Raw genomic sequence first — 23672 nt, forward strand, 5'->3', positions numbered from 1 at the left:
TCACCAGGTTGGGGAATTTCTCGATGGCCCTCAAGGCTCAACTCCTGTGCTTTTCGGCGCGTCTGGCGCGCGCCTGATCGTAAGGCAAGGCTATAACCATGCCTCGCCGTAACGGCCATGCTTTTCCAAGGTTTCGCTCTGGCGTTTCGCGATTTCCGGGGCGTCGATTTCATCCGACCGCAAATCGCCTCAGTCGAAAAGTCCGTCCTGTGACCCTGCGGGCGGATTGAGGCCCAGATGCTTCCAGCCCGGCCCGTTGAGGCATCGCCCCCGGGCCGTGCGGGCGATGAGGCCAAGCTGGATGAGATAAGGCTCGATCACCTCCTCGATCGTGTCGCGCGCCTCGGAAAGGCCCGCCGCGAGGGTTTCGACGCCGACCGGGCCACCACGATAGATGTCGGCAATCATCATCAGGTACCGCCGGTCCATCAGGTCGAGGCCGAGCTGGTCGACCTCGAGCCGGCGGAGCGAGGCGTCGGCGACCTTCGCGTCGACAGCAGGCGCACCGGCGACATTGGCGAAATCGCGCACCCGGCGCAGCAGCCGCCCGGCGATGCGCGGGGTGCCCCGCGATCGGCGGGCAATCTCTATCGCGCCGTCCGGGGTGATCGCCAGGTCGAGCAGCCGCGCGGCGCGGCGCACGACCAGTTCCAGTTCCTCGACCGTATAGAATTGCAGCCGCACGGGAATTCCGAAGCGGTCGCGCAGTGGCGTGGTGAGCAGCCCCTGACGCGTCGTCGCGCCGACGAGGGTGAAGCGCGGCAGATCGATGCGGACAGAACGGGCGGACGGCCCCTCGCCGATCATCAGGTCGAGCGCGCGGTCCTCCATCGCCGGGTAGAGGACTTCCTCGACCGCCGGATTGAGGCGATGGATTTCGTCCACGAACAGGACATCGCCCTCATCCAGGTTGGTGAGCAAAGCGGCCAGATCGCCCGACTTGGCGATAACCGGGCCGGAGGTCGCGCGAAAGCCTACGCCCATTTCCTTGGCGACGATCTGCGCCAGCGTGGTCTTGCCCAGGCCCGGCGGCCCGAAGAAGAGCACATGGTCCAGCGCATCGCCCCGCGACTTGGCCGCCTGGATGAAGATGCGCAGATTTTCACGCGCCGCCTGCTGGCCGACGAACTCGTCCAGCGATTTCGGACGCAACGCGGCATCGACATCCTCGGGACGGCGCGCGGGGGTGAGGAGGCGGTCGTCGGTCACTTCGCCGCCTTCCGCAGCGCCAGGCGCACCAGCGCGTCAAGGCTGGCGGTGTCGCCCAGTTCCTCTTCGGCGGCTGCGACGGCAGTGCTGGCTTCGTGCGGCTTGAAGCCCAGATTCTGGAGCGCGGACAGGGCGTCGGCGGCGAAACCGCCGGTCGGCACCGCCACTGGCCCGCCCATGCCCGCCGGGCCACCAGCAGGAGCCGCGCCGATCTTGTCCTTCAATTCATTGACGATGCGCTGGGCGAGTTTTGGGCCGACGCCGTTCGCCCGCGCGATCATCGCCTTGTCCCCCATCGCCACGGCGCGGTGCAGGTCGTGCGGTTCGAGGGCGGAGAGGATGGCCAGCGCGACGCGCGATCCCACGCCCTGGACATGGGTGAGCAGCCGATACCAGTCGCGCTCCTCGGCGCGGGCAAAGCCGACAAGGCGGATCGCATCGTCGGACACCAGCATTTCGGTGTGGATCGTCACCGCTTCGCCCACTGGCCCCAGCGCCGCGAGAGTCCGCGACGATGCGCCGACCAGATAGCCCACGCCGCCGACATCGATGATGGCGTGGTCGATACCGGTGCTGTCCAGCAAGCCCTTCAGTTTCGCGATCATCTGCCTTGCCCTTCGGCGCGCTGCCCTTTGGTCATGATCTGTTCTTTACAGCCTGTTGCGCCGCGCGCCAGTGGGAAAGCGCGGCACCTTTTGTCGGCCCATGCGTAGTGCAGCGCGACCTTCCCGAACATGAGGATGACCGGATGCTGATGACCGCGCCGTTGCTTGGCCCCAAGGATTTCGAATTTCCCTCGATCATGCTGTCGGGAATCGTCGACCATGGCATGTACCTGCATTTCAAGAATTGCCTGTCCACCGCGCCGCAGCAGGGGCTGGTCGTGGTCGAAATCTCCACTCTGGGCGGCGACCCGGAAATCGCCCGGCTGATGGGCGAGGACATCCGCTTCCATTCCGAACTCTATCCCGAGCGGCGGCTGGTATTCATGGGCCGCACGGCGGTCTATTCGGCGGGGGCGACCTTCATGAGCTTCTTCGCGACCGAGAATCGCTATTTGACGCGCGGCACGCGGCTGATGATCCATGAACGGATCATCACCAAGTCGATCCAGCTGGCCGGGCCGCTTTCCACCTGCATTGCGACGCTGAAGGCGACGCTCAACGAGATCGAATCATCCATCGCCATCCAGAATGAGGGATTCCAGAACCTGATCCTGGGATCGCAGGTGACGATGGAGCAACTGTTGGAAAAAGCACCGGAAAACTGGTATCTGGAGGCGAATGAAGCGCAGGCGCTGGGGCTGATCGCCGGCGTGCTGTGACGGAATGATCGCTTCGTCATCGCGGGTACCGCGAAGCAATCCATGTTGCGACGATGGATTGGTTCGCGGCGCTCGCAACCACAGGTTAATTTGCCTCTTGCCACAGGCTTCCCTCTCGCATTGATATCCGCCATGCGATCCCGGCCCCTCTTTCCCTGGAGTTACGGCATGTTCCTGGCGCTGCTTGCGCTCGCGGCGCCGCTTGCGGTGCTGCTGCCGTGGCATGAGGCGGTGATGGCCGGGTTCGATCTGGCTGCGATCGCCTTCATGGCTTCGGTCGCGCCGCTCATTGATGCCGCCCCCGATACGATGCGTCGCAATGCGCAAGCAAACGACGCCAATCGCGGCCTGATGCTGCTGCTGACCGGAATCGTCAGTCTGGTAATCCTGGTGGCGGTGGGGGTCGCGATCAGCCAGCATGGCGGACCGGACGGAGCGATGATCGCGCTTTTGCTGGCTACGCTGCTGATCGCCTGGGTTTTCTCGAACCTCGTCTATGCCATGCATTATGCCCATATCTTCTACCTGCCCGATGGCCTCGGGAAGGATCGGGGCGGCCTGGATTTTCCGGCGACGAATGAACCGGGCTACTGGGATTTCCTCTATTTCGCCTTCACCCTGGGCATGACCTTCCAGACGTCGGACGTCTCAGTGACGACGAGCGCGATGCGCCGGACGGTGCTGTTCCAGTGCCTGGCGGCGTTCCTCTTCAACATCGGCATCCTCGCCTTCACCATCAACGTGTTGGGCGGGTCAGGCAGCTGATTCCCAACGCGTCTCAGGTAGCGGCTCATCGTCCGCCATCGCGCGGATCGACCGCCACCACTCGTCCACCGGCGGGCAAAAGGGAGTGACGTGGCCGGACCGGGGACGGGCGAACCAGCTTTTCCCGCTGCGATAGTAGATCCAGCGGGAGTCGCAGTGGAGCGGTACCTGTTCAAAGGAAGGCGGTCCCTTCGGCGGATCATCGATCTGCCGCAAATGCCCCGGAACGGCGCGGACGCTTCCGTCGGGAAATCGCACGGCGATCGACATGATGCTCTCCTCATTTTTTTGCCCGCTCTCTCGCCATAACGATCTGATATTCTTTCGGTTCATGGGCAGTATGGGGATTTGCGACGAAATGCCTTCATGGCTTGATTACCATTTTCCGCTAGAGGCCGAGCGTTATGAGCAAGGCCGATCCCTGTCCCAAATCCTCGGTGAGCCATGGCGTCGGCATCGCCGGCCTGGTTGGGCTGGGCGTCTGGACGCTGATAGCGCGTCATTATGGGATGAACGGTCCCCACGCAGGACTTGCTGCCGTGGTCGCGTGCGGGTTGCCCATGGTGCTCTGGTCGCTGATCGTAGACAAGGTGCATCGCAATGCATCGACGGGGATCGACTGGGAAGCCGCGCCCCGCCCGGTCCGGCAAATGCTGGATATCAGCATCATCAAGATCGCCGGACTATGGGCGACATGGCTGGCCATCGCCATCTTCTACTGCATCGCCCGCTGGTACTGGAGCGGCAATTACCGCTTTTCCATGGACTTGTTCATCAATGCGGCGCCCTGGCTGCTGGTGTTTTCCATCCCCTATGTCGTCTGGATCGACCGGCGCCTGATCGAGCCAAGGGATGCCTCCTACAGTTTCGGACAATGGGTGATCGGCGGCGCGGCCGGCAAACCCGACATGGAGCAGGTGGCGCATCATGCTCGCGCCTGGGCGGTAAAGGGATTTTTCCTCGCCTTCATGATCTCGATCGTGCCGGGCAATTTCACCAACGTTGTGAACTGGCGGATCGAGGATAGCTTCGCCAACCCCGTGGCGCTGGCAGGGTTCCTGATCGCGGCCATGTTCATGATCGACGTCTGTCTGGCGACGGTCGGTTACATCCTGACATTCAAACCTCTGGATTCCCATATCCGCACCGCCAATCCCTATCTGGGCGGCTGGCTGGCGGCGCTGATCTGCTACCCGCCCTTCGTGCTGATGGGCGGCGGCGGGCCGCTCGACTATCATGCCGGTGGGGCGGAATGGGATTATTGGACGCAGGGCGCGCTGCAATGGCTATTGGGCGGCTGGCTTGTGCTGCTGACCGCCATCTATGCCTGGGCGACGGTGGCGTTCGGCCTGCGCTTTTCCAACCTGACCCATCGGGGCATCCTGACCCATGGTCCTTACCGCTGGACGCGGCACCCGGCCTATCTGTCGAAGAATCTCTTCTGGTGGTTTTCGGCGCTGCCTTTCCTGACGGTCAGCGGGTCGATGACCGACATGGTCCGCAACTGCGCGATGCTGGCGCTAACCAACGCGGTCTATTATTGGCGCGCCAGGACCGAAGAACAGCATCTGTCGGCCGATCCCGACTATCGCGCCTATAGCGACTGGATGGAGCGTAACGCACCGGTCCCGCGCTTCTTCGCCTGGATGACGGGCAGGAAGCGCGAGACGGCGGTGGTGGCCCAGCCGGCGGAGTAGACGCTAGAAGCTCTCTTCCGCATAAATGCGGCTGAGATCCCCCTGCCATTCGCCATGATAGCGGTCGAGCAGCCGCTCCGCATGGGTCTTGCCCGAGGCGATCACCTCGTCGAGCGCCGAGAGATAGCCGGTCTCATTGTCGCCTGAGGCGTTGAGACGCCCGCGGGCGGCGAGGCCCGATCGGGCGATATCCACCACTTCCCCCGCAATATCGCGCAGCTTGCGCCCGCCGCCGACCGGCGCGTCGAGGCCCAGTTTCGGCACGGAATCGCGCAGGACCTGCCGTTCCTCCATGCTCCAGTCCTTGACCATGTCCCAAGCCGCGTCGAGCGCGCCCTGATCGTAGAGCAGACCGACCCACAAGGCCGGCAGCGCACAGATGCGGCTCCAGGGGCCACCATCGGCGCCGCGCATTTCCAGAAAGCTCTTCATTCGCACTTCGGGAAAGGCGGTGGAAAGATGATCCTCCCAATCCTTCTCGGTCGGCTTTTCGCCGGGTAGGACGGCCAGCTTGCCGGCAAGGAAGTCGCGGAAGCTGTGGCCCGCCGCATCGATATATTTGCCGTCGCGGTAGACGAAATACATCGGCACATCGAGCGCATAGTCGGCATAGCGCTCATAGCCGAAGCCGTCCTCGAACACGAAGGGCAGCATTCCGGTGCGGTGCGGATCGGTGTCCGACCAGATATGGCTGCGGTAGGAGAGATAGCCGTTGGGCTTGCCGTCGGTGAAGGGCGAGTTGGCGAAGAGTGCGGTGGCGAGCGGCTGGAGCGCGAGGCTGACCCGGAATTTCTGCGCCATGTCGGCTTCGCTGCCATAGTCCAGGTTGGTCTGGATCGTGCAGGTGCGCAGCATCATGTCCAGGCCCATCGATCCCACGCGGGGCATGTGCCGCAACATGATATCGTAGCGACCCTTGGGCATGATCGGCAATTCTTCGCGGTTCTTGTCGGGCCACATGCCCAGGCCCAGGAAGCCCAGTCCCAGCATGTCGCCCACATATTTCACCTGCTCCAGATGCCGGCCGGTTTCGGCGCAGGTCTGGTGGAGATTTTCCAACGGCGCGCCCGACAGTTCGAGTTGGCCTGCGGGTTCCAGGCTGACCGTGCCGTCGCTGCCGGAGAGGGCGATGATATTCTCGCCCTCGAACACCGGGCTCCAGCCATAGCGCGTGAGGCCGATCAGCAACGTATGGATGCCGCCCATCTCCTCATAGGAAGGGGCGTGATGATCCTTGCGGCTGTAGACGAATTTTTCATGCTCGGTGCCGATGCGCCAGCGATCCTTGGGCTTCTCGCCCTTGGAAAAGGCCGCGATCAGCTGGTCGCGGCTTTCGATGACGGGATCATGTCCCCCGGAGTCGGTTCTGGTGCTCATGCCCCGCCCTTAGTGCTTCCCCTCTGCGCGTCAAACAAGAGCGCGCGGCGCACAGATAAGTTGCGCCTATCCGTTGCGCAATAACATGGCGAAATGAAACTAGTCCCAATCGCCATTAATCGCCATCCAGGCGGCCGTGGCGGCGATCGCCGCCGTCTCCGCCCGCAGGATACGGGGGCCAAGCGATACTGGCACGGCGCCCGGCGTGGCGCGGATCGCCTCCCGCTCGGCGGGATCGAATCCCCCCTCCGGTCCGACCAGGAAGGCGGCGGGGCCGATATGGGCGCGCAGGCTTTCGACCAGCGGTTCGCCGCCCGTTTCGTCGGCGAAAAAGAGATGGCGATCGGCGGACCAGCCTTTGAGCAACGCATCGAGCTTCACCATATTGGCGAGGTCGGGCAATGCCGTGCGGCCGCATTGCTCTGCCGCTTCGACCAGATGGGCATGGAGCCGGTCGAGATTGAGCTTGTCCACCACGGCGCGGCGGGTGAGCACCGGCTGGAGCCGGGCGACGCCCAGTTCGCACGCTTTTTCCGCGATCAGGTCGATCCGTCCTTTCTTGATCGGCGCGCAGCAGAGCCAGAAATCAGGGACGATTTCGGGTGGCCTGGTCTGGCTGATGCACTCCAGCACCAAATCCCGTTTACGAATGTCGCGGGCACGTGCCGCCCATTCGCCGGACCGGCCGTCGAACAGGAGCACGATGTCGTCGGGCTTCACTCGCATGACGCTGATCAGATAATGGGCCGGGTTGCCGTCGACCGGCACGGCGACCCCCTCGCCGAGCTGGGTTTCGACATGGAGGCGCGGGGCGCTTTGCGGCGGCCAGGCTGGGGTTGCGGTCATGATCTCTCTTGGCTTGTCGGATGCCCATTCTTCCCTAAAGAGAAGAATGGGGCTTCGACAAGCTCAGCCCGAACGGAGTCGTAGTGAATCAGACGATCGTCCCCGACAGCGAAGCGCGCGGCCTGCTGGCGCGGCTGCCGGAAACCCCGCGCACGCTGGCGCAGCTGGCGCGGTTCGACCGGCCGATCGGGTGGTGGCTGCTCTTCTGGCCCGGCGCCTGGGCCGTGGCGCTCGCGGGCGGCGGATTCGCCCGCTGGCCGCTGGTCGCCTGGTTGCTGCTGGGCAGCATCGCGATGCGCGGCGCGGGTTGCGTGTTCAACGACATCGTCGACCGCGATCTCGACCGCAAGGTGGCGCGTACCGCCGCCCGGCCGCTGGCGAGTGGGGCGATGTCGGTAAAGACCGCCTGGGCCTGGCTCATCGGCCTGTGTCTCATCGGCCTGATCGTTTTGCTCCAACTCCACCTCTACGCGCAGATCGTGGCGCTGGGCAGTCTTGCGCTGGTCGCGGCCTATCCCTTCATGAAGCGGATCACCGGCTGGCCGCAGCTCTGGCTGGGCCTGGTCTTTTCCTGGGCGGCGCTGGTGGGATGGAGCGAGGTCGTCGGCGCACTCACCCTGCCTGGCTTGCTGCTTTACGGCGGAACTATTTTCTGGGTCGTGGGCTATGACACCATCTATGCGCTGCAGGACCGGGAGGATGATGCGCTGATCGGGATCGGTTCGAGCGCATTGTCGATGGGGCGGCATGTCCGGGCGGGCGTGACTTTCTGCTACGCGCTGGCGCTGACCCTTTGGGCCTGTGCGATCTGGCAGGTGCGCGCCGACGCGCTGGCGCTTGCGGCGCTGCTGCCGATGGCGGCGCATCTGTCGTGGCAGGTGGCGACCCTCAAGCAGGATGGCGTCGATCCGCTGGCCAAATTCCGGTCCAACCGTTTTTCCGGCTTCCTGATGTTCCTAGGTTGCCTGGTGGTGGGGAGCGCCGCATGACGCCGCAGCCCGGCGAGGACTGCTGGCGCATCGCGCGCGCCGACAAGGCCAGCGTCATCATCGACGCCGACGCCTATTTCCGCCATGCCCGCGCGGCGATGATGAAGGCCAGGCGCCGCATCATGCTGATAGGCTGGGATTTCGACGCCGCAATCAGCCTGATCCGCGAGGATGAGGCAGAGGATGACGCGCCGCTGGTCATCGGCGACTTCATCAGCTGGCTCGTCGATCAGACGCCTGAGCTGGAGATTTTCCTGCTGCGCTGGGATGTCGGCGCGATGAAGTCTATGGCGCGGCCGAGCAATCTCTACACCACGCTCAAATGGATGGCGCATCCGCGCGTCACGGTGAAACTGGACAGTCATCATCCGCCGGCCGCATCGCACCACCAGAAGATCGTTGTGATCGACGATTGCTTCGCTTTCTGCGGCGGCATCGACATGACTGGCGATCGTTGGGACACGCGCCATCATCGCGACGAAGATCCGGGTCGTCGTCACCCGGACGGGTCGCCCTACGGCCCTTGGCATGATGCGACCACGGCGCTGAAGGGGCCGGTGGCGGCCGCGCTGGGCGATCATGCGCGGGCGCGATGGAAGGGGGCGGGTGGCGATGCGCTGGAGCCAGTCGAAGGCAGCCATGACTGCTGGCCGGACCGGCTGCCGGTGCAATTCGAGCAGGTCGATGTCGCCATCGCCCGGACCGCGCCGACGATGGACGACCAGGAAGAACTGACCGAGATCGAGCGGCTATATCTGAACCAGATCGCGGCGGCGCGGCGGCATATCTATGCCGAGAGCCAATATTTCGCCTCGCGTCGGATTGCCGAGGCGATCGCGAAGCGACTGGTGGAAGCCGACCCCCCCGAAATCGTCATCGTCAATCCGGAGCAGGCCGATGGCTGGCTGGAGCAGCAGGCGATGGACACGGCCCGCGCCCGGCTGTTCGAGGCGTTGAAGGCGCGCGACGCGCACGGGCGCTTCCGCATCTATCACCCGTTCACCCAGCGTGGCGCCCCCATCTATGTCCATGCCAAGATATTGATCGTGGACGACCGGCTGATCCGCGTCGGATCGTCCAACATGAACAATCGATCGATGCGGCTGGACACCGAATGCGACATCTCCATCGACACCGCGCTGCCGGCCAATGACGGACGGCAGGCGACGATATTGCGGATTCGCGACGAGTTGATCGCCGAACATCTCGACCTGCCGGTGGAGCGGGTGGCGACGGTGATCGCCGAGCGCGGCCTGATCGCGGCGATCGAGGAGTTGCGGCAGAAGCCGGGACGGACCTTGCGCCCCTATGTGACCCCGGACCTGAACGAGGTGCAGGCCTGGCTCGCGGACCATGAGGTGCTGGACCCCGAGGGTCCGGAGGAGATGTTCGAGGCGGTCAGCGAACGTGGCCTCTTCCGCCGGATGCGTGGCTGGTTCGGCCGGGGGTAACGGTCGCTACAGGGCTTCGAGCGCCTCGGCGATCCGGCCGACAGCAACATCGAACCCGTCCACCTGCTGGGCGAAACCCATTCGCATATGGGCGGGATGGCCGAAACAGTCGCCGGGCGCGAGCAGCACGCCCTGCGCCGCGAGCGCCTGGCAGAAGGGGCGGCTGTCACGGCCGTCGCTGAGCCAGGGGAAGGCGGTGGTGCCGCCGTTAGGGCGCACCCAGGCGAGTCGGCCGTCGGATTGCGCCACCAGCGCGTCCAGCATCGCCATATTGCGCTGGGCCACCACACATAGCCGAGCGAGGATGGCGTCGCAGTGGCGCAGAGCCTGTGTCGCCAGTCGTTCGAGCAGGGGCGACGCGCTGATGGTGAAATAGCTGCGCGCATCCACGATGCGGGCGCGCCGATCTGCGTCCACGTCGATCAGCCAGCCCATGCGCAGCCCTGGAAGCGACAGCGACTTGGACAGGTCGCTGGTGACGATGACATTGGCGATACCGGCTGCGGACCGCTGGGGCGCGGCGAAATAGAGCGGATGATAGACTTCATCCACCAGCAGCGGGACGCCGCGCTCCGCGAGGGCTGCGGCAAGGGCTTCGATGTCGGGGCGGGGCATGACCGTGCCGGTCGGATTATGGGGGGTGTTGAGGATGACCAGGCTGGTGTCGGCATCGACCTGCGCCAGGATCGCATCCGCGCGCTGGGCGAAGCCGTCCTCGCGGTCCAGTCGATAGGTGCGGGCCGCCAGGCCCCAGGCTTGGCTCACGGCCGCATAGGCGGGATAGCCGGGATCGGGCAGGACGATGTTCGCGCCCGGTCGCGCGCACAGGCAGAAGAGGATCGAGAGTGCCTCCGACGCGCCGGTGGTGGCGATGACCGCGTCTGGATCAGCGCCATGGAAGGCGGCGATGGCCTCGCGCAACTGCCGGCTTCCCTCCGGCGGGGCATAGCTCAGGACCACATCGTCAATCGCCAGCTGGGCGTCGCCCAGCGCGCAGAGGTCGGCCACGCTCCAGCGCGGGCCGGTGCTCGATGCCAGATTATAGGCGATGGGCGGGGTCGCGAAATCATAGGCCGATAGCCAGTGATCGAGCGCGAAGGGAGGCAGATCTACCATGGTCGCTCCTTGTCGTTGGCGCGCGATGCTGGGATGCAAACCGGGCGGGAACAAGGACCGGCCGGGGCGGAGTGGCCTTATTCCGCCGCCAGCAGGGCTTCCGCACCATGAAGATTGACCGAAACAAGACGGCTGACGCCGCGTTCGACCATGGTGACCCCGAACAGGCGGTGCATCCGCGCCATGCTGACGGCATTATGGGTGACGATCAGGTAGCGCGTGTCGGTCTGCGCCACCATGGCGTCGAGCAGATCGCAGAAACGCTCGACATTGGCGTCGTCGAGCGGCGCGTCGACTTCGTCCAGCACGCAGATTGGGGCGGGGTTGGTCAGGAACAGGCCGAAGATGAGCGCGACGGCGGTCAGCGCCTGCTCGCCGCCCGAGAGCAAAGTGAGCGCGGCCAGCTTCTTGCCCGGCGGCTGGGCCATGATTTCGAGGCCGGCCTCCAGGGGATCGTCGCTGTCGATCAGTTCCAGATGCGCCTGGCCGCCGTTGAACAAGGTGGTGAAGAGGCGGCGGAAATGGCCGTCCACTGCTTCGAACGCGGCGAGCAGGCGCTGGCGCCCTTCGCGGTTGAGGCTGCCGATCGAGCCGCGCAGCCGGTGGATCGCCTGGGTCAGTTCCTCGCTTTCGGCGCGCATGGTCGCCTCGGTGGCTTCCAGCTCCTCCAGTTCCTGCGCGGCGACGAGATTGACCGGTCCGATCCGTTCACGATCAGCCACGAAACGGTCATGTTCGGCCTGCTCAGTCTGGGCCGGCCGCACGTCGGCGCTGGCGAATCCCAGTTTTTCGGGCAGGACCGGGGGCGGACATTCGAAGCGCTCGCCCGACAGCCGGTTGGTCTCTATGCGGCGTTCGTCGGCAGCCTCGGCGCGGGCGACGGCGGTGGCGCGGGATTCGCGCGCGGCCGCGAGCGTCTCGCCCGCCTCGGCGGCGCGCGCTTCGGCGGCGCGCAACTCGGCTTCGGCGTCCTGCTCGGCGCGGCGGGCCTGATCGGCGGCGTCGGTCAGGGCCGAGCCCTGGTCGCTGAGGGCGGCGATGGCCTGCGCCAGCCGATCGGGCTGGATCTCGATCGTCGCGCGCTCGGTCGCGATCTCGTCGGCGCGGGCGACCATGGCGGCGATGCGCTTGGCCGCTTCGCCGGCGCGCGCGCGCCAGCCCTTGATCTCGGCATCGGCGGCGGCCTGCCGCTCGCGGTCGCTGCCAAGCGCGCGGTCGGCGAGCGCCTGGTCGGCCTGAAGCTGGCTGACGGCAGTGCGGGCCTTCTCGCTCGCCTGGACAAGGGTCGCGACGAGCGCGCGTGTTTCGGCGCCGTCGGGCACGGCGGCGCGCGCTACCTTGGCCTTTTCATGCTCGACCTGCGCGCCATCCCGGTCTTGCCGGGCGGCCGCAAGCCGTTCCTCGATCACGTCGCGCCGGCCGGCAAGCCGTTCGAGCGCGGTAGTTGCCTCGTCAGCGGCGCGCAGGGCGGTGCGCAGCCGTTGTTCAGCCTGCGAGAGGGCGGTGCGGCCTGCGGCCAGCGCCTGCGCGGCGGCCTGTTCACGTACCTTGGCTTGTTCCTGTGCGGTGGCGGCCTGTTCGACTTCGGCCTGCGCGGCGGGGCGGGTGGCGGCGATCGCATCCAGCCGGTTGAGGCGGATCAGCCGTTCCGCCGCCGCCGCGCCGCCTTCGAGTGCGACATAGCCGTCCCAGCGGCGGAGCTGGCCGTCGAGGGTGACGAGTCGCTGGCCGACGGCGAGCGGATGGCCCTCGTCGCTTTCGGCCACCGCAATCTGCGCCAGGCGGCGGGCCAGTTCGGGTGGGGCGGAGACATGGCTGGCCAGAGATGTAGTGCCAGTAGGCAGGGCGGGATCAGCCGGCAATGCCTCCGCGCCGGCCCAGCGGCGCTTGCCCTCGGTTCCGACGGGCGCTTCCAGATCGTCGCCCAGGGCGGCGGCGAGCGCGCGTTCATAGCCAGGGGCGGCCTTCAGCCGGTCGAGCGCGCGGGCCTTGCCGGCTGCGCCGCTCTCCACGGCGCGCTTGAGGGCGGCCGATTCACTGTCGAGCGCGGCGAGCGCGGCGCGGGCGGAGGCGAGTGTCGCTTCGGCGGCCGCCCGCGCGTCCGCTGCCCCCTGGCGATCGGCATCGGCGCACTGGATCGCAGCGTCGGCAGCATCGCGATCCACCTTCGCCCGTTCCTGATCGGCGAGGGCGGCGGTCCGCTGCGCCTCCAGCGGGGCGGCATCGGGCAGGCCGGCCGCTTCGGCGGCGAGCCGCGCGACGTCCCGTTCGGCCCGGTCTAGATGCCCGCGCGCGGCGGTGAGAGCCGCATCGGAGACCCGCAGTTCGGCCTGTTCGGCCGCCTGCTTCGCCATGGCCTTCGCCAGTGCCAGTTCGGCGTCGCGCGCGCCATCTTCGGCGGCGGAAATGCGGGCGGCGAAATCGGGGCGCAGCCTTTCAGTCTCGGCGATGCGCGCCTTGAGCGTGGCGATCTCGGCGGTCAGCCGGGCGATGGCTTCCGCCGCGTCGTTGGCCAGCGTGCCTTCGCGCGCCCGGTCCTCCTCCAGCCGGCTTACCTGCTGGGCCAGGTCGGCGAGGCGGCGGACGACCGAATCCCGCTCCGTGCGCAGCGCGGCGAGGCGGTGGCCGGCCTCATTGGCGGCGTCGCGGGCGTTCTGGGCGGCGGCGCGCCTGTCGGCCAGGGTTGCGACTGCGGCCTGGGCATAGGCGGCGGCGGCCATCTGTCCTTCCTGCGCGGCGGCTACGGCGGCGTCGGCCTGCTTCGCTTCGGCGCGGGCGGCCTCGGCGCTGGCGTTCGCCTCGCGCCAGCGGGCGAAGAGTGTGCGGCCTTCGGCCACGCGAATCTGTTCGGACAGGCGGATATAGCGTTCCGCTGCCTTGGCCTGGCGGCGCAGGCTGTTGGCGCGTGCGTCCATGTCGAGCAGGATCTCGTCGAGCCGAGCGAGATTGGCCTCGGCCGCACGCAGCTTCTGCTCGGCATCCTTGCGCCGGACATGCAGGCCGGCGATGCCCGCCGCTTCCTCCAGCATCGCGCGGCGTTCCTGCGGGCGGGCGGCGATGACGGCGGCGATGCGGCCCTGGCTGACCAGCGCCGGGCTGTGCGGGCCGGTGGCGGCGTCGGCGAAGATCAGCGCGACATCCTTGGCGCGCACGTCCCTGCCATTGGCACGGTAGGCGCTGCCCGCACCGCGCTCGATCCGGCGGGTGACTTCCAGTTCGCCGTCCGCGCCGACATCGACGGCGGAGAAGAGTTCGCCCTGTTCCTGGACGGTGAGCAGCGACACTTCGGCGAAATCGCGCTGCGGACGGGTGGCCGTGCCGGCGAAGATCACATCCTCCATGCCCGCGCCGCGCATGGATTTGGCGCTGGATTCGCCCATGACCCAGCGGATGGCTTCCAGCAGGTTGGATTTGCCGCAACCGTTGGGACCGACGATGCCGGTCAGGCCCGGTTCGATCCGCAGCTCCGTCCCATCGACGAAACTCTTGAAGCCGGAGAGCTTGAGACGTTTTATCTGCATGGGGTCGGACCGGGGTGGCACACCGCCCCGGTATTCCTATGCGTGAACGCCTGTTTCCGCCCCCCGGCCGCCAATCAGAGTCCCGCTTCCTTGAGCTTTGGCTGGAGCGAGGCCCAGTTGGCGACATTGTCGACCAGCACGCCATTGATCAGGAAGCTGGGCGTGCCCTGGATCTGATATTGGCTGTTGGCCGCCTCGACCCCCTTGGCCAGCTTTTCGGCGGCGGCGGTGTCGGCCAGGCACTGCTTGGCCTGGTCGGCGGAAATGCCGCGCTGCTGGGCATATTCGATCAGTCCGGCGATCTGGGCGATGGCCCCGGGGCGCTGGGCCGGCGGCAACTGTTCCACGCCCTTGAAGGCGGCGTCCTGACCCTGGATTTTCTCGAACATCGCGGTCTGGTTGGCGAAGAACTGTTCCGACAGCGGATAATAGATATCCTTGCCGCCGCATTGCGCCAGCAGCGCGGTGGTGAGGTCGATCGGGTCGCGCACATAGGTGCGGAACTCGAAGTTCATCTTGCCGGTGTCGACCAGCTTCTTGATCTCTTCCGATGCTTCGGCGGCGAAATCGCGGCAATGGCTGCAGGTGTAGGAGCCGAACTCCACCAGCTTGAGCTTGGCGTCGGGATTGCCCATCACAAAATAGCCATCGGGCGTCTGGGCGACGGTTTGCGACCAGCTGGTGCCGGCGGGCGCGGCGACGGCGGCGATGGGTTCACCGGTCGGCTTGGCGCCTTCTTCGCTCTTGCCGCAGGCGGCGAGCGTCAGGCTGAGGGCGATGAGGGCAATAGCGGAAACGGCTTTCACGACGGGCGGGGCTCCGATGATGGACGATATGAAGCGGGTTTAGATCAGCGCGCGGCGGGGGGCAATGCGGCCTGCAGAATCGACCAGGTCGATCCCTCCACCCGAGTGCCGTTGACGGTGAAGCCCGGTGTGCCGCCGATCTTCACCTTGTTCCACGCCTCGTCCGTCATGGCGAGGATCTGCTTCATCGCCTGCGGGTTGGCGATGCAGGCATCAAGCTGGGCATTGGTGAAGCCGCGCTTGTTCATCAGCCCATAGAGGCCGGTCTTCTGCCCGATGTCGCGCATGGCCGCCGTCTGGTCGGCGGACTTGGTGGCGTCGCGATCATAGGTTTCAAGCTGCTCCATCCAGGCGCTCTGGTTGGCGAACAGCGCCTCGTGATTGCCCATGAAGCGGGCCGGGCCGCCGCAGCGGGCGAGCAGTGCGGCGGTCAGGTCATATTTGTCCCGCACGGCGTTGCGTATTTCGACGCCGACCTTCCCGCCCTTCACATATTGCGTCTTGAGCGGGGCGCTCGCCTCGCCGACGAAATGGGCGCAGTGCGAACAAGTATAGCTTACATATTCGACCAGCTTGGTCGGCGCGGCGGGATTGCCCATATAATGGCCGCCGATCGGGGACAGCACGACCCGGCTCACCCAACTGGCGGCGGGCGCCGCGACCAAGGTGGCAGGAACGGCGAGCAGGGCGAGCGGCAGGAGCGATTTCTTCATGGGCCGGGTCCGTAGGTGAAGGCGGCTGAACGACAGCCTAATCATTTTGTCTCGTGCGATTTCCCGGCGACCAGCAGTGCCATCTGACGTGAAATCGCTCAGTTGATCTTGGGCAAGCCGCTGCTGTTGGCAAGCCCCTGCGCCAGCGATTCGAGCACGGCGCGCAGTTCGGGGTCGCCGATGTCGCGCAGCGAATCGCCCAGTTCGACCGGAATAGGTCGTAAATTCCGGGGCGGCGGGCGGCGTTCGGCGGTGGCGGGCAATATGTCGCCCTGGCGCATCGCGACCTTGGCGACGGCGGCGTAGCCGAAGAAGCGGTTCACCCGGTCGATAATGTCAGGCAACACATGCTGGACCATCGGCGCATGGCCGCTCATGACGGTGAGTTGCAGCGTGCCGCCGGCCTTCTGACCTACCGGGAAGCGGATCGATTCGGGCGCGGTAATGGCGGCATAATGCGGCCCGACAATCTCCGGCCAGCGGGTGACGATGCTCGACTGGACGAAGCCGAACTTGCGAAAGGCGGCGCGGCCGATGTCCGGCATCAGGTCGGCGATCCGGCGCGGCGCGCCGAGACGTGGGCGTTCCTCGGCCGACAGCTTGCGATTCTTCATTTTCGGGGGGACCGGGCGTTCCGTCATAGCTCGCTTAATGGCATAGCGCCGCCATGCACGTCGAGGGTAGAGACAGAAAAATCGCGGACGACCTGCTCGTCCATTATGACGTCCATGCCCGCCGCCTGCCCTGGCGCGCGCCGCCGGGGGCGAACGCCGCCGATCCCTATCGGGTGTGGCTGTCGGAAGTGATGCTGCAACAGACGACGGTGGCGGCGGTCGGCCCCTATTATGCGAAATTCACCGATCGCTGGCCGACGGTCGGGGATCTGGCCGCGAGCGAGGACGCCGACCTGATGGCCGCCTGGGCAGGGCTGGGCTATTATGCCCGCGCGCGTAACCTGCTGGCCTGCGCGCGGGCGGTCGTGCGCGACCATGGCGGACGCTTTCCCGATACGGAGGATCGGCTGCGCGCCCTGCCAGGGGTGGGCGCCTATACCGCCGCCGCCGTGGCCGCCATCGCCTTCGGCCGGCGTGCGGTTGTGGTCGACGCCAATGTCGAGCGCGTGGTGGCGCGGCTGTTCGCGATCGATACGCCGTTGCCCGCCGCTCGGCCGCAAATTCGCGCTGCGGCCGACCGGATCACGCCCGATGCGCGCGCCGGCGACTTCGCCCAGGCCATGATGGACCTGGGGGCGACTATCTGCACCCCGCGCAATCCGGCTTGCGGCATCTGTCCGCTGCGGCAGGATTGCGCGGCCTTCCTGACCGCCGATCCCGCCGCCTTCCCGGTCAAGGCGGCGAAGAAGGCGAAACCGCATCGCCTGGGCCATGGCTGGTGGATCGAGCGCGACGGCCATGTCTGGCTGGTACGCCGCGCCGACAAGGGGCTGCTGGGCGGAATGCGCGCGCTGCCCAGTTCCGACTGGAGCGCCGCGCCCGACTCAACGCCGCCCATTCCCGCGCGCTGGACGACCATCGATGAGCCCGTCGCCCATGTCTTTACCCATTTCTCACTGGCGCTGCGCATCCATCATGCCCATGTGGAGGCGGGAGTGACGCCCGAAGGCGACGGCGCGTGGTGGCCGATCGCACGGATCGCCGAGGCCGGGCTGCCGACCCTGTTCGCCCGCGCGGCCGAGGCGGTGAGGAAGGAGAAACATGCACGGGACTGAGATGCGCAAGCTGCCGGGATTTGTCGGCGGGACGCTGGACCGGGTGGACCATATCCGTACCAATGCCGCGCTGCTGGCGGAAAGCTTCGCGAACCCGGCGGCCCGACTGTTGGTGCTGGACGGGATTGATCCGGTCGAGGCGGATGGGCATCTGCTGCTGGAGCCGCTGCCGCACGATGCGCGGATCGAGGATCATGTGTTGCTGGGCATCGACCCTGCGGGCAGGCCGATCTTTGCCCGGCTGATCGCCGACCTCGGCCCCGGCCTGTTCCCGACGCCGCGCAGCCGCGCCATCGTCGACCTGGTGCCGGCCGAGGAGGTCGCGCTCTACGGCACGGCGCGCAGCCTGGTCCATTGGCACGCGCGGCATCGCTTTTGTTCGGTTTGCGGAGCGGCGACGGAATCCGTCAAGGCGGGTTGGTCGCGCAAATGCGGTGAGTGTGGGGCCGAGCATTTTCCGCGCACCGATCCGGTGGTCATCATGCTGGCCGAACATCGGGGCCGGGTGCTGCTGGGTCGCCAGCATAGCTGGCCGGCGGGCCGCTATTCGGCGCTGGCGGGCTTCGTCGAGCCGGGCGAGACGATCGAGGAGGCAGTGGCGCGCGAACTCCATGAGGAAGCGGGCGTGCGTGTCCATGATGTCCGCTACGTCATGAGCCAGCCCTGGCCCTTCCCTTCCTCGCTGATGATCGCCTGCTTCGCGGAGGCGGATGACGAGGCGCTGACCCTCGATCCGACCGAGATCGAGGATGCCTTCTGGTGCGATGCGGACGGCGTCCGCGCAGCACTGGCCGGCGATCCCGATGCGCCCTTCCTCCCGCCGCCGCCGATGGCCGTCGCCTGGCATCTGCTCGACCGCTGGCTCGCGACGGTTGTCCCTGCGGACGCAAGCGCGTAAGGCCATGCCCCTTACTTTCTTCCATTCAAGGACTATCTCCGCTCCATGCTCAGCCTAGAAGAAGCCCAGTCGCGCGCGCAGGATCTGGTCAGCGCCGCGCGCCAGGCGGGCGCGGATGCGGCCGACGCCATCTACGCCTGCAACGCATCGACCAACGTGTCGGTGCGTCTCGGCGCACTGGAGGATGTCGAGCGGTCCGAAGGCGAGGAGATCGGCCTGCGCGTCTTCATCGGCCAGCGTTCCGCCAGCATTTCCGCGTCGGACATGAACCCTGCGACGCTGTCGACTCTGGTCGATCGCTGCATAGCGATGGCGCGGGAGGCACCCGAAGACCCCTATGCCGGGCTGGCACCAGAGGATCGGTTGCTCAGGAAGCGGCCTCCTTCGCTCGATCTGGCCGACGAGGAAGAGCCGGAACCCGCGGCCCTGCGCGAACGCGCGCTGATCGCCGAAGAGGCGGCGCGAGGCGTTCCGGGTATCACCAACAGTGAAGGCGGCGGCGCGTCGAGCGGACGCAGCCAGATGGCGCTCGCGACCAGCCACGGCTTTGCCGGCGCCTATGCCGGGACCAGCCATGCGACCTGGGCCAGCGTGCTGGCCGGCGCCGGCGCGGACATGCAGCGCGATCATGCCAGCCACAGCGTCCGGCACCTGGAAGACCTGGACGATGCCGAAGCGATCGGTATCCGCGCCGGCCAGCGCGCAGTGGCGCGGCTCAATCCGGTCAAGGTCGAAAGCGGCGTCATGCCGGTGATCTTCGACCCGCGCATCGGCTCCAGTCTGCTCGGCCATCTGATCGGCGGGATGGTCGGCCCGGCGATCGCCCGCCGGTCGAGCTTCCTGCTCGAGATGCTGGGCCAGGCGATCTTCGATTCCGGTGTGACCATCATCGACGACCCGCTGTTGCCGCGCGGGCTGCGCTCGCGCCCCTTCGATGGCGAAGGTCTGCCGGTCGAACGGCGCGCGCTGATCGACAAGGGCGTGCTGACCGGCTGGCTGATGGACAGCGCGTCGGCACGGCAGCTGGGCCTGGAACCCACCGGCCATGCCAGCCGGGGCGGCAGCGGCGCGCCAGGCGCCAGCGTCACCAACGTCCATATGGCGGCGGGCGGCGTGTCGCCGGGCGACCTGATGGCGGATGTGAAGCGCGGCCTCTACGTCACCGAACTGATCGGCATGGGCGTCAATGGCGTCACCGGCGACTATAGCCGGGGGGCGGCAGGCTTCCTGATCGAAAATGGGGCGGTGGCGCACGCGGTGTCGGAAATCACCATCGCCGGCAATCTGAAGGATATGTTCCGGGCGCTGGTACCCGCCAACGACCTCCAGTTCCGATACGCCATGAACGTGCCGACGCTGCGCATCGACGGGATGACCGTTGCCGGGGGATGACGCCCATCTGCGCGCTGTCGTGTCCGCCGTGGCGGATGCGGCCGACCATGCGCTGACCCTCTGGGCAGGTGGGGAAACCCGCGTGCGCCAGTGGGAAAAGGTGCCTGGCCATCCGGTCTGCGAAGCCGACCTGGCCGTCGACGCTCTGCTACGCCAGCGGCTGGCGGAGATTGATCCGCAGGCGGGCTGGCTGTCGGAGGAGACGGCCGACACGGTACATCGGCTGGGCGTGTCGCGTGTCTGGGTAGTCGATCCGATCGATGGCACGCGCGACTATCTGCGTGGACGGCCGGGCTGGGCGGTTTCGGTGGCACTGGTCGAGGACGGAGCGGTCAAGCTCGGCATCCTAGCGGCACCGGCGCGCAATGAATTGTGGATCGCCCAGGCGGGGCTGGGCGCGACCCGCAATGGCCTTTCGCTGCGCGCAGGGGCGCGGACCGACCTGCCGGGCGCCCGCGTGCCCGCCGATCAGCTGCCGCGCGCCGACCGTGACCTGACCGTCGTCGAAAAGCCCAATAGCATCGCGCTGCGCATGGCGATGGTCGCTGCCGACGAGGCCGATCTGGTCGCGACGGTACGCTGGGGCAATGAATGGGATGTCGCGGCGGCTGCGCTGATCTGCGCGGAAGCGGGGGCGATGGTTACCGATGCGCTCGGCGATGCGCTGCGCTTCAACCGGCCCCAGCCCACCGCCTTCGGCCTGCTGTGCGCCGCACCCGGCATCCATGCCGCCGCGGTCGACCGATTGATGCCGCGCGCGCGGGAAATATTGGCCCGGGATTAGGCGACCCTGGGGCGTTTTTCCCAGACTGGATCGATACCGGCGAAATGCGCCAAGCCCCGCGGAGTGCGGCGGCAGGCCCTGTCATGATCCATTCACCAATTGTGTTAAGCCGATGGCGCCGCCGTCCGTCTATAGCGGTGTTGGGGCATTGGAGTCGGGGGTGGGAAAAAATCCGTCAGTCGATCTGCTGAAGGGCGCGCTGATCCTGTTCGTCATGATCGGCCATGCCATGGAGATTACGCATCAGCAGCATCCGATCCTGTGGATCGGGGCGGGCTTTCGTATGCCCCTGATGATCGGCATTTCGGGCTATCTGCTCAACTTGGCGGCACTGCGCGCGGCATCGACACGGCAATTGTTCGCCCGCTATGGCCGGCGGATGCTGATCCCTTGGGGCGTGGCGATGCTGGTCTATGTCATGGCCGGCGGGTGGCCGGTCGGCTGGACGGCCCCGATCGATCTGCTGCTGCTGCCCCCCTTCCACCTCTGGTATGTCCCGGTATTGTTCTTCCTGGTGATGCTGGCGCGGCTGATCCCATCTCCGCCGATCCTGCTGCTCGCCATCGGCACGCCTGTCAGCCTGTTCATCATGGCGAGTTTCGGACTGAACCACGGCGCGATCGGCACCGCGCCGCTGGCGCTGGACAGCCGGTTCCTGAGCTATCCGGTCTATTTCTTCTTCGGCATGGTCATGGCGGAGCGGGAGATGCCCAAACGCTATCTGGCGGTTGCGCTGTTGGTGGCGGGACTGGGCATGAGTTGGTGGTCAGGGCTGGCAAGCGGCGCCAGCCCGGTGACCTTGATGGCGGCGCGGCTGTTGATGTGCCTGGGGCTGATCGCGTTGCTGCCGGCAATTTCGGCCCTGCAGCTGCGCCTGGCGCCGCTCAACGCCATCGGGCGCGAGAGCCTCTTCTTTTACCTCTGGCATCCCATGGCCATGGCGCTTCTAATGGCCGGCGGAACCGGGACGGCGGGATTGCTGACGCTCGCAGTCCCCGGCCTTTTTCTCGCCAGCCGGGCGATCATGCGTCTGCCCGAGCTGGGACGGATGCTGGGCGCCGCGCCGTTGCAGAGCGCTCCGCCTCCTTCAACCGCGCCCGTGGTCCAGACCGTCTGAGTGCTCAGAGCTTGCCATATTTGGCTTCGAAACCGGCGATATCGCCGGCGGCCAGATATCTCGCTTGGTCGATCCACTGATCGCGCACGGGGCGGCCCCTGAAATTACCCAGCTTGGTGTCGATCGTGGCGATGTCGGTGTCGGACCAGGCCGCGATCTGGGCATAGCGGGTGACGCCCAGTTCGATCAGCAGCGTCTTGAGTTTGGGACCGACACCCTTGAGCCTGAGCAGATCGTCTACCTCGCCATCCAGTGTCGTGACGGCCGGGGAGGCCGGGACGGGCTGGGCGGGGGCGACCGGCGGCGCCACGTCCGCAATGGCCGGCGCGGGCTGCGCGGCTTCTGGGGCCAAGACCGGAGCCGGTGCGGGATCGACATCCGCAGTCGCGACAGCGGGCGCTTGGGGCTTCGGTTCCGCGATCGGGGGCGGGGCGACCGGCGCCATCGGCGCGTCGACATGCGTCCCGCGCTTGCCTGACAGAAGGAAGATGAGGCCAATGACGACCAGCAGCGCGATCAGCAGCCACAGGCCATAGTCCATGAAGAATTCCTGCATCGAGCATCGTCTCCCTGTTTGCGTGTCTGGCTCTATTTAAGGACGCTTGCGGGCAGGGGGCAAGGGCGTCACGCCTTTTCGCCCGCGACCTCCCGCCAGCCCCCTATCGCGCCTCGCGCGCGACCTCGCGCCAGCCAATGTCACGGCGGCAGAAGCCGGTCGGGAAATCGATGGCGTCCACCGCCGCATAGGCGGCAGCTTGTGCCGCGCTTACCGTGTCACCGGTGGCGGTGACGTTGAGCACGCGCCCGCCATTGGCGACCAGCACGCCGTCGCTGTCGGCGGTGCCGGCATGGAACACCTTGGCGCCGTTCTGTTCCGCCGCATCGATCCCGCCGATCGCGCCGCCCTTTTCCGGCGTGCCCGGATAGCCGTTCGCCGCCATGACGATGGTGAGCGCGGTGCGATCGGCCAGTTGCACTGGGCCCTGCTCCGCCAGCCTGCCCTGCGCCACGGCGAGCAGCAGGTCGACCAGATCACCGTCGAAGCGGGTCATCAGAACCTGGCATTCCGGGTCGCCGAAGCGGGCATTATATTCGATCAGCTTCGGCCCTTCGGCGGTCAGCATAAGACCGGCATAGAGGACGCCCGAATAGGGGATGCCCTCCGCCGCCAGCGTGTCGACGGTCGGCTTGATGATCGTTTCGATCACCAGAGCCTCCAGTTCGGGCGTCAGCACCCGCGCGGGGCTGTAGGCGCCCATGCCGCCGGTATTGGGGCCGGTGTCGCCGTCGCCGACGCGCTTGTGATCCTGCGCCGAGCCGAAAGGCAGGATGGCGGTGCCGTCGGTGAGGGCGAAGAAGCTCGCTTCCTCGCCGGTCATATATTCTTCGAGCACGACTTCCTCGCCCGCCGCGCCGAACGCGCCGGAGAACATGGAATCCAGCGCCTCCAGCGCCTCTTCGCGGGTTTCCGCAATGATGACGCCCTTGCCTGCCGCCAGGCCATCCGCCTTGATGACCACCGGCAGCGCGAAATCGTCCAGCGCGGCGATCGCGCCATCCTTGCTGGTCACGCGAATATAGGCCGCGGTCGGGATGTTGGCGCGCCGGCACAGATCCTTGGTGAAGCCCTTGGACCCTTCCAGCTGCGCGGGCTTCTTGTTGGGACCGAAGACCGGAACGCCCATGGTGCGCAGATTGTCGGCGAGGCCGTCGACCAGCGGTGCTTCCGGCCCGATCACCACCAGCCCGATCGAATGGCGGGTGCAGAAATCCAGCACCGCGCGATGATCCGTGGCTTCGAGGTCGACCAATATCGCGTGCTGGGCTATGCCCGGATTGCCCGGCGCGGCATAGAGGGTCGACAGCCGGGGCGATTGCGCCAGCTTCCACGCCAGCGCATGTTCGCGGCCGCCGCCGCCAAGCAAAAGGATGTTCATC

Annotated in this window: 22 protein-coding genes; 10 read left to right on the top strand and 12 right to left on the bottom strand. The window is 66.7% G+C overall.

Annotated features, from left to right (window positions below):
- Positions 1-189 precede the first annotated feature (189 nt).
- Together ruvB and ruvA are read right to left on the bottom strand one after the other, a co-directional pair.
- Positions 190-1209 carry a Holliday junction branch migration DNA helicase RuvB gene (gene ruvB / locus A7Q26_RS24175; RefSeq protein WP_066865853.1) on the bottom strand — a complete coding sequence of 340 codons (1020 nt, stop codon included), beginning with the start codon at positions 1207-1209 and terminating at the stop codon, positions 190-192.
- A complete protein-coding gene (ruvA, locus tag A7Q26_RS24180) occupies positions 1206-1814 on the bottom strand; it encodes a Holliday junction branch migration protein RuvA (RefSeq protein ID WP_066865856.1) in 609 nt (202 codons plus the stop codon). Before ruvA ends, ruvB begins: the two co-directional genes overlap by 4 nt.
- Before the next feature lie 143 nt (positions 1815-1957).
- On the opposite strand from ruvA, the gene A7Q26_RS24185 reads away from it, so the two are divergent.
- Together A7Q26_RS24185 and A7Q26_RS24190 are read left to right on the top strand one after the other, a co-directional pair.
- A complete protein-coding gene (locus tag A7Q26_RS24185) occupies positions 1958-2533 on the top strand; it encodes a peptidase S14 (protein WP_066865993.1) in 576 nt (191 codons plus the stop codon).
- A 132-nt stretch (positions 2534-2665) separates the two neighbouring features.
- A complete protein-coding gene (locus tag A7Q26_RS24190; RefSeq protein WP_066865859.1) occupies positions 2666-3298 on the top strand; it encodes a DUF1345 domain-containing protein in 633 nt (210 codons plus the stop codon).
- On the opposite strand, the gene A7Q26_RS24970 is transcribed toward A7Q26_RS24190, so the two are convergent.
- Positions 3287-3568, bottom strand: a complete 282-nt coding sequence (locus tag A7Q26_RS24970) for a hypothetical protein (protein WP_084439293.1) — start codon at positions 3566-3568, stop codon at positions 3287-3289. The genes A7Q26_RS24190 and A7Q26_RS24970 overlap by 12 nt on opposite strands.
- Positions 3569-3702: 134 nt before the next feature.
- Here A7Q26_RS24970 and A7Q26_RS24195 point away from each other — a divergent pair, with 134 nt between their 5' ends.
- A complete protein-coding gene (locus tag A7Q26_RS24195) occupies positions 3703-4995 on the top strand; it encodes a methyltransferase family protein (RefSeq protein ID WP_066865862.1) in 1293 nt (430 codons plus the stop codon).
- A gap of 3 nt (positions 4996-4998) precedes the next feature.
- Here the strand turns inward: A7Q26_RS24195 and A7Q26_RS24200 are convergent, their stop codons facing one another.
- Together A7Q26_RS24200 and A7Q26_RS24205 are read right to left on the bottom strand one after the other, a co-directional pair.
- On the bottom strand, positions 4999-6372 hold the full coding sequence (locus A7Q26_RS24200; RefSeq protein ID WP_066865866.1) for a glutamate--cysteine ligase: 1374 nt from the start codon (positions 6370-6372) through the stop codon (positions 4999-5001).
- Positions 6373-6471: 99 nt separating this feature from the next.
- Positions 6472-7218: a 16S rRNA (uracil(1498)-N(3))-methyltransferase gene (locus A7Q26_RS24205; RefSeq protein ID WP_066865869.1), complete on the bottom strand. Its 747-nt coding sequence runs from the start codon at positions 7216-7218 to the stop codon at positions 6472-6474.
- Positions 7219-7301: 83 nt separating this feature from the next.
- Between A7Q26_RS24205 and ubiA the strand changes: the two genes are divergently transcribed.
- Positions 7302-8207, top strand: coding sequence for a 4-hydroxybenzoate octaprenyltransferase (ubiA, locus tag A7Q26_RS24210; RefSeq protein WP_066865872.1), 906 nt, complete (start codon positions 7302-7304; stop codon positions 8205-8207).
- Complete coding sequence (locus tag A7Q26_RS24215; protein WP_066865875.1) at positions 8204-9658, top strand: phospholipase D-like domain-containing protein; 1455 nt, start codon at positions 8204-8206, stop codon at positions 9656-9658. The genes ubiA and A7Q26_RS24215 overlap by 4 nt, the downstream gene beginning before the upstream one ends.
- Before the next feature lie 6 nt (positions 9659-9664).
- Here the strand turns inward: A7Q26_RS24215 and A7Q26_RS24220 are convergent, their stop codons facing one another.
- The 5 genes from A7Q26_RS24220 to A7Q26_RS24240 all read right to left on the bottom strand — a co-directional run bounded on the left by A7Q26_RS24220 (position 9665) and on the right by A7Q26_RS24240 (position 16455).
- Positions 9665-10774 carry a pyridoxal phosphate-dependent aminotransferase gene (locus A7Q26_RS24220; RefSeq protein ID WP_066865879.1) on the bottom strand — a complete coding sequence of 370 codons (1110 nt, stop codon included), beginning with the start codon at positions 10772-10774 and terminating at the stop codon, positions 9665-9667.
- Between the two features lie 77 nt (positions 10775-10851).
- A complete protein-coding gene (gene smc, locus A7Q26_RS24225) occupies positions 10852-14295 on the bottom strand; it encodes a chromosome segregation protein SMC (RefSeq protein ID WP_066865882.1) in 3444 nt (1147 codons plus the stop codon).
- Positions 14296-14369: 74 nt separating this feature from the next.
- A complete protein-coding gene (locus A7Q26_RS24230) occupies positions 14370-15101 on the bottom strand; it encodes a thioredoxin domain-containing protein (protein WP_066865885.1) in 732 nt (243 codons plus the stop codon).
- Between the two features lie 44 nt (positions 15102-15145).
- Positions 15146-15814, bottom strand: a complete 669-nt coding sequence (locus A7Q26_RS24235; protein WP_066865889.1) for a thioredoxin domain-containing protein — start codon at positions 15812-15814, stop codon at positions 15146-15148.
- A gap of 98 nt (positions 15815-15912) precedes the next feature.
- Entirely contained in the window at positions 15913-16455 is a 543-nt protein-coding gene (locus tag A7Q26_RS24240) for a DUF721 domain-containing protein (RefSeq protein ID WP_066865892.1), read from the bottom strand.
- Between the two features lie 26 nt (positions 16456-16481).
- Between A7Q26_RS24240 and A7Q26_RS24245 the strand changes: the two genes are divergently transcribed.
- The 5 genes from A7Q26_RS24245 to A7Q26_RS24265 all read left to right on the top strand — a co-directional run bounded on the left by A7Q26_RS24245 (position 16482) and on the right by A7Q26_RS24265 (position 21734).
- Positions 16482-17543: an A/G-specific adenine glycosylase gene (locus A7Q26_RS24245; RefSeq protein WP_066865895.1), complete on the top strand. Its 1062-nt coding sequence runs from the start codon at positions 16482-16484 to the stop codon at positions 17541-17543.
- Positions 17530-18441: an NAD(+) diphosphatase gene (gene nudC / locus A7Q26_RS24250; protein WP_066865898.1), complete on the top strand. Its 912-nt coding sequence runs from the start codon at positions 17530-17532 to the stop codon at positions 18439-18441. Before A7Q26_RS24245 ends, nudC begins: the two co-directional genes overlap by 14 nt.
- 45 nt (positions 18442-18486) lie before the next feature.
- A complete protein-coding gene (locus A7Q26_RS24255) occupies positions 18487-19833 on the top strand; it encodes a TldD/PmbA family protein (RefSeq protein ID WP_066865901.1) in 1347 nt (448 codons plus the stop codon).
- Positions 19820-20617: an inositol monophosphatase family protein gene (locus A7Q26_RS24260; protein ID WP_066865904.1), complete on the top strand. Its 798-nt coding sequence runs from the start codon at positions 19820-19822 to the stop codon at positions 20615-20617. The genes A7Q26_RS24255 and A7Q26_RS24260 overlap by 14 nt, the downstream gene beginning before the upstream one ends.
- Positions 20618-20777: 160 nt before the next feature.
- Entirely contained in the window at positions 20778-21734 is a 957-nt protein-coding gene (locus tag A7Q26_RS24265; protein ID WP_066865907.1) for an acyltransferase family protein, read from the top strand.
- Between the two features lie 4 nt (positions 21735-21738).
- Here A7Q26_RS24265 and A7Q26_RS24270 read toward each other — a convergent pair whose 3' ends face one another.
- Together A7Q26_RS24270 and purD are read right to left on the bottom strand one after the other, a co-directional pair.
- A complete protein-coding gene (locus A7Q26_RS24270) occupies positions 21739-22290 on the bottom strand; it encodes a hypothetical protein (protein WP_066865911.1) in 552 nt (183 codons plus the stop codon).
- A 103-nt stretch (positions 22291-22393) separates the two neighbouring features.
- Positions 22394-23671: a phosphoribosylamine--glycine ligase gene (gene purD / locus A7Q26_RS24275; RefSeq protein WP_066865997.1), complete on the bottom strand. Its 1278-nt coding sequence runs from the start codon at positions 23669-23671 to the stop codon at positions 22394-22396.
- Position 23672 lies beyond the last annotated feature (1 nt).

The organism is Sphingobium sp. TCM1, assembly GCF_001650725.1.
GTDB lineage: Bacteria > Pseudomonadota > Alphaproteobacteria > Sphingomonadales > Sphingomonadaceae > Sphingobium.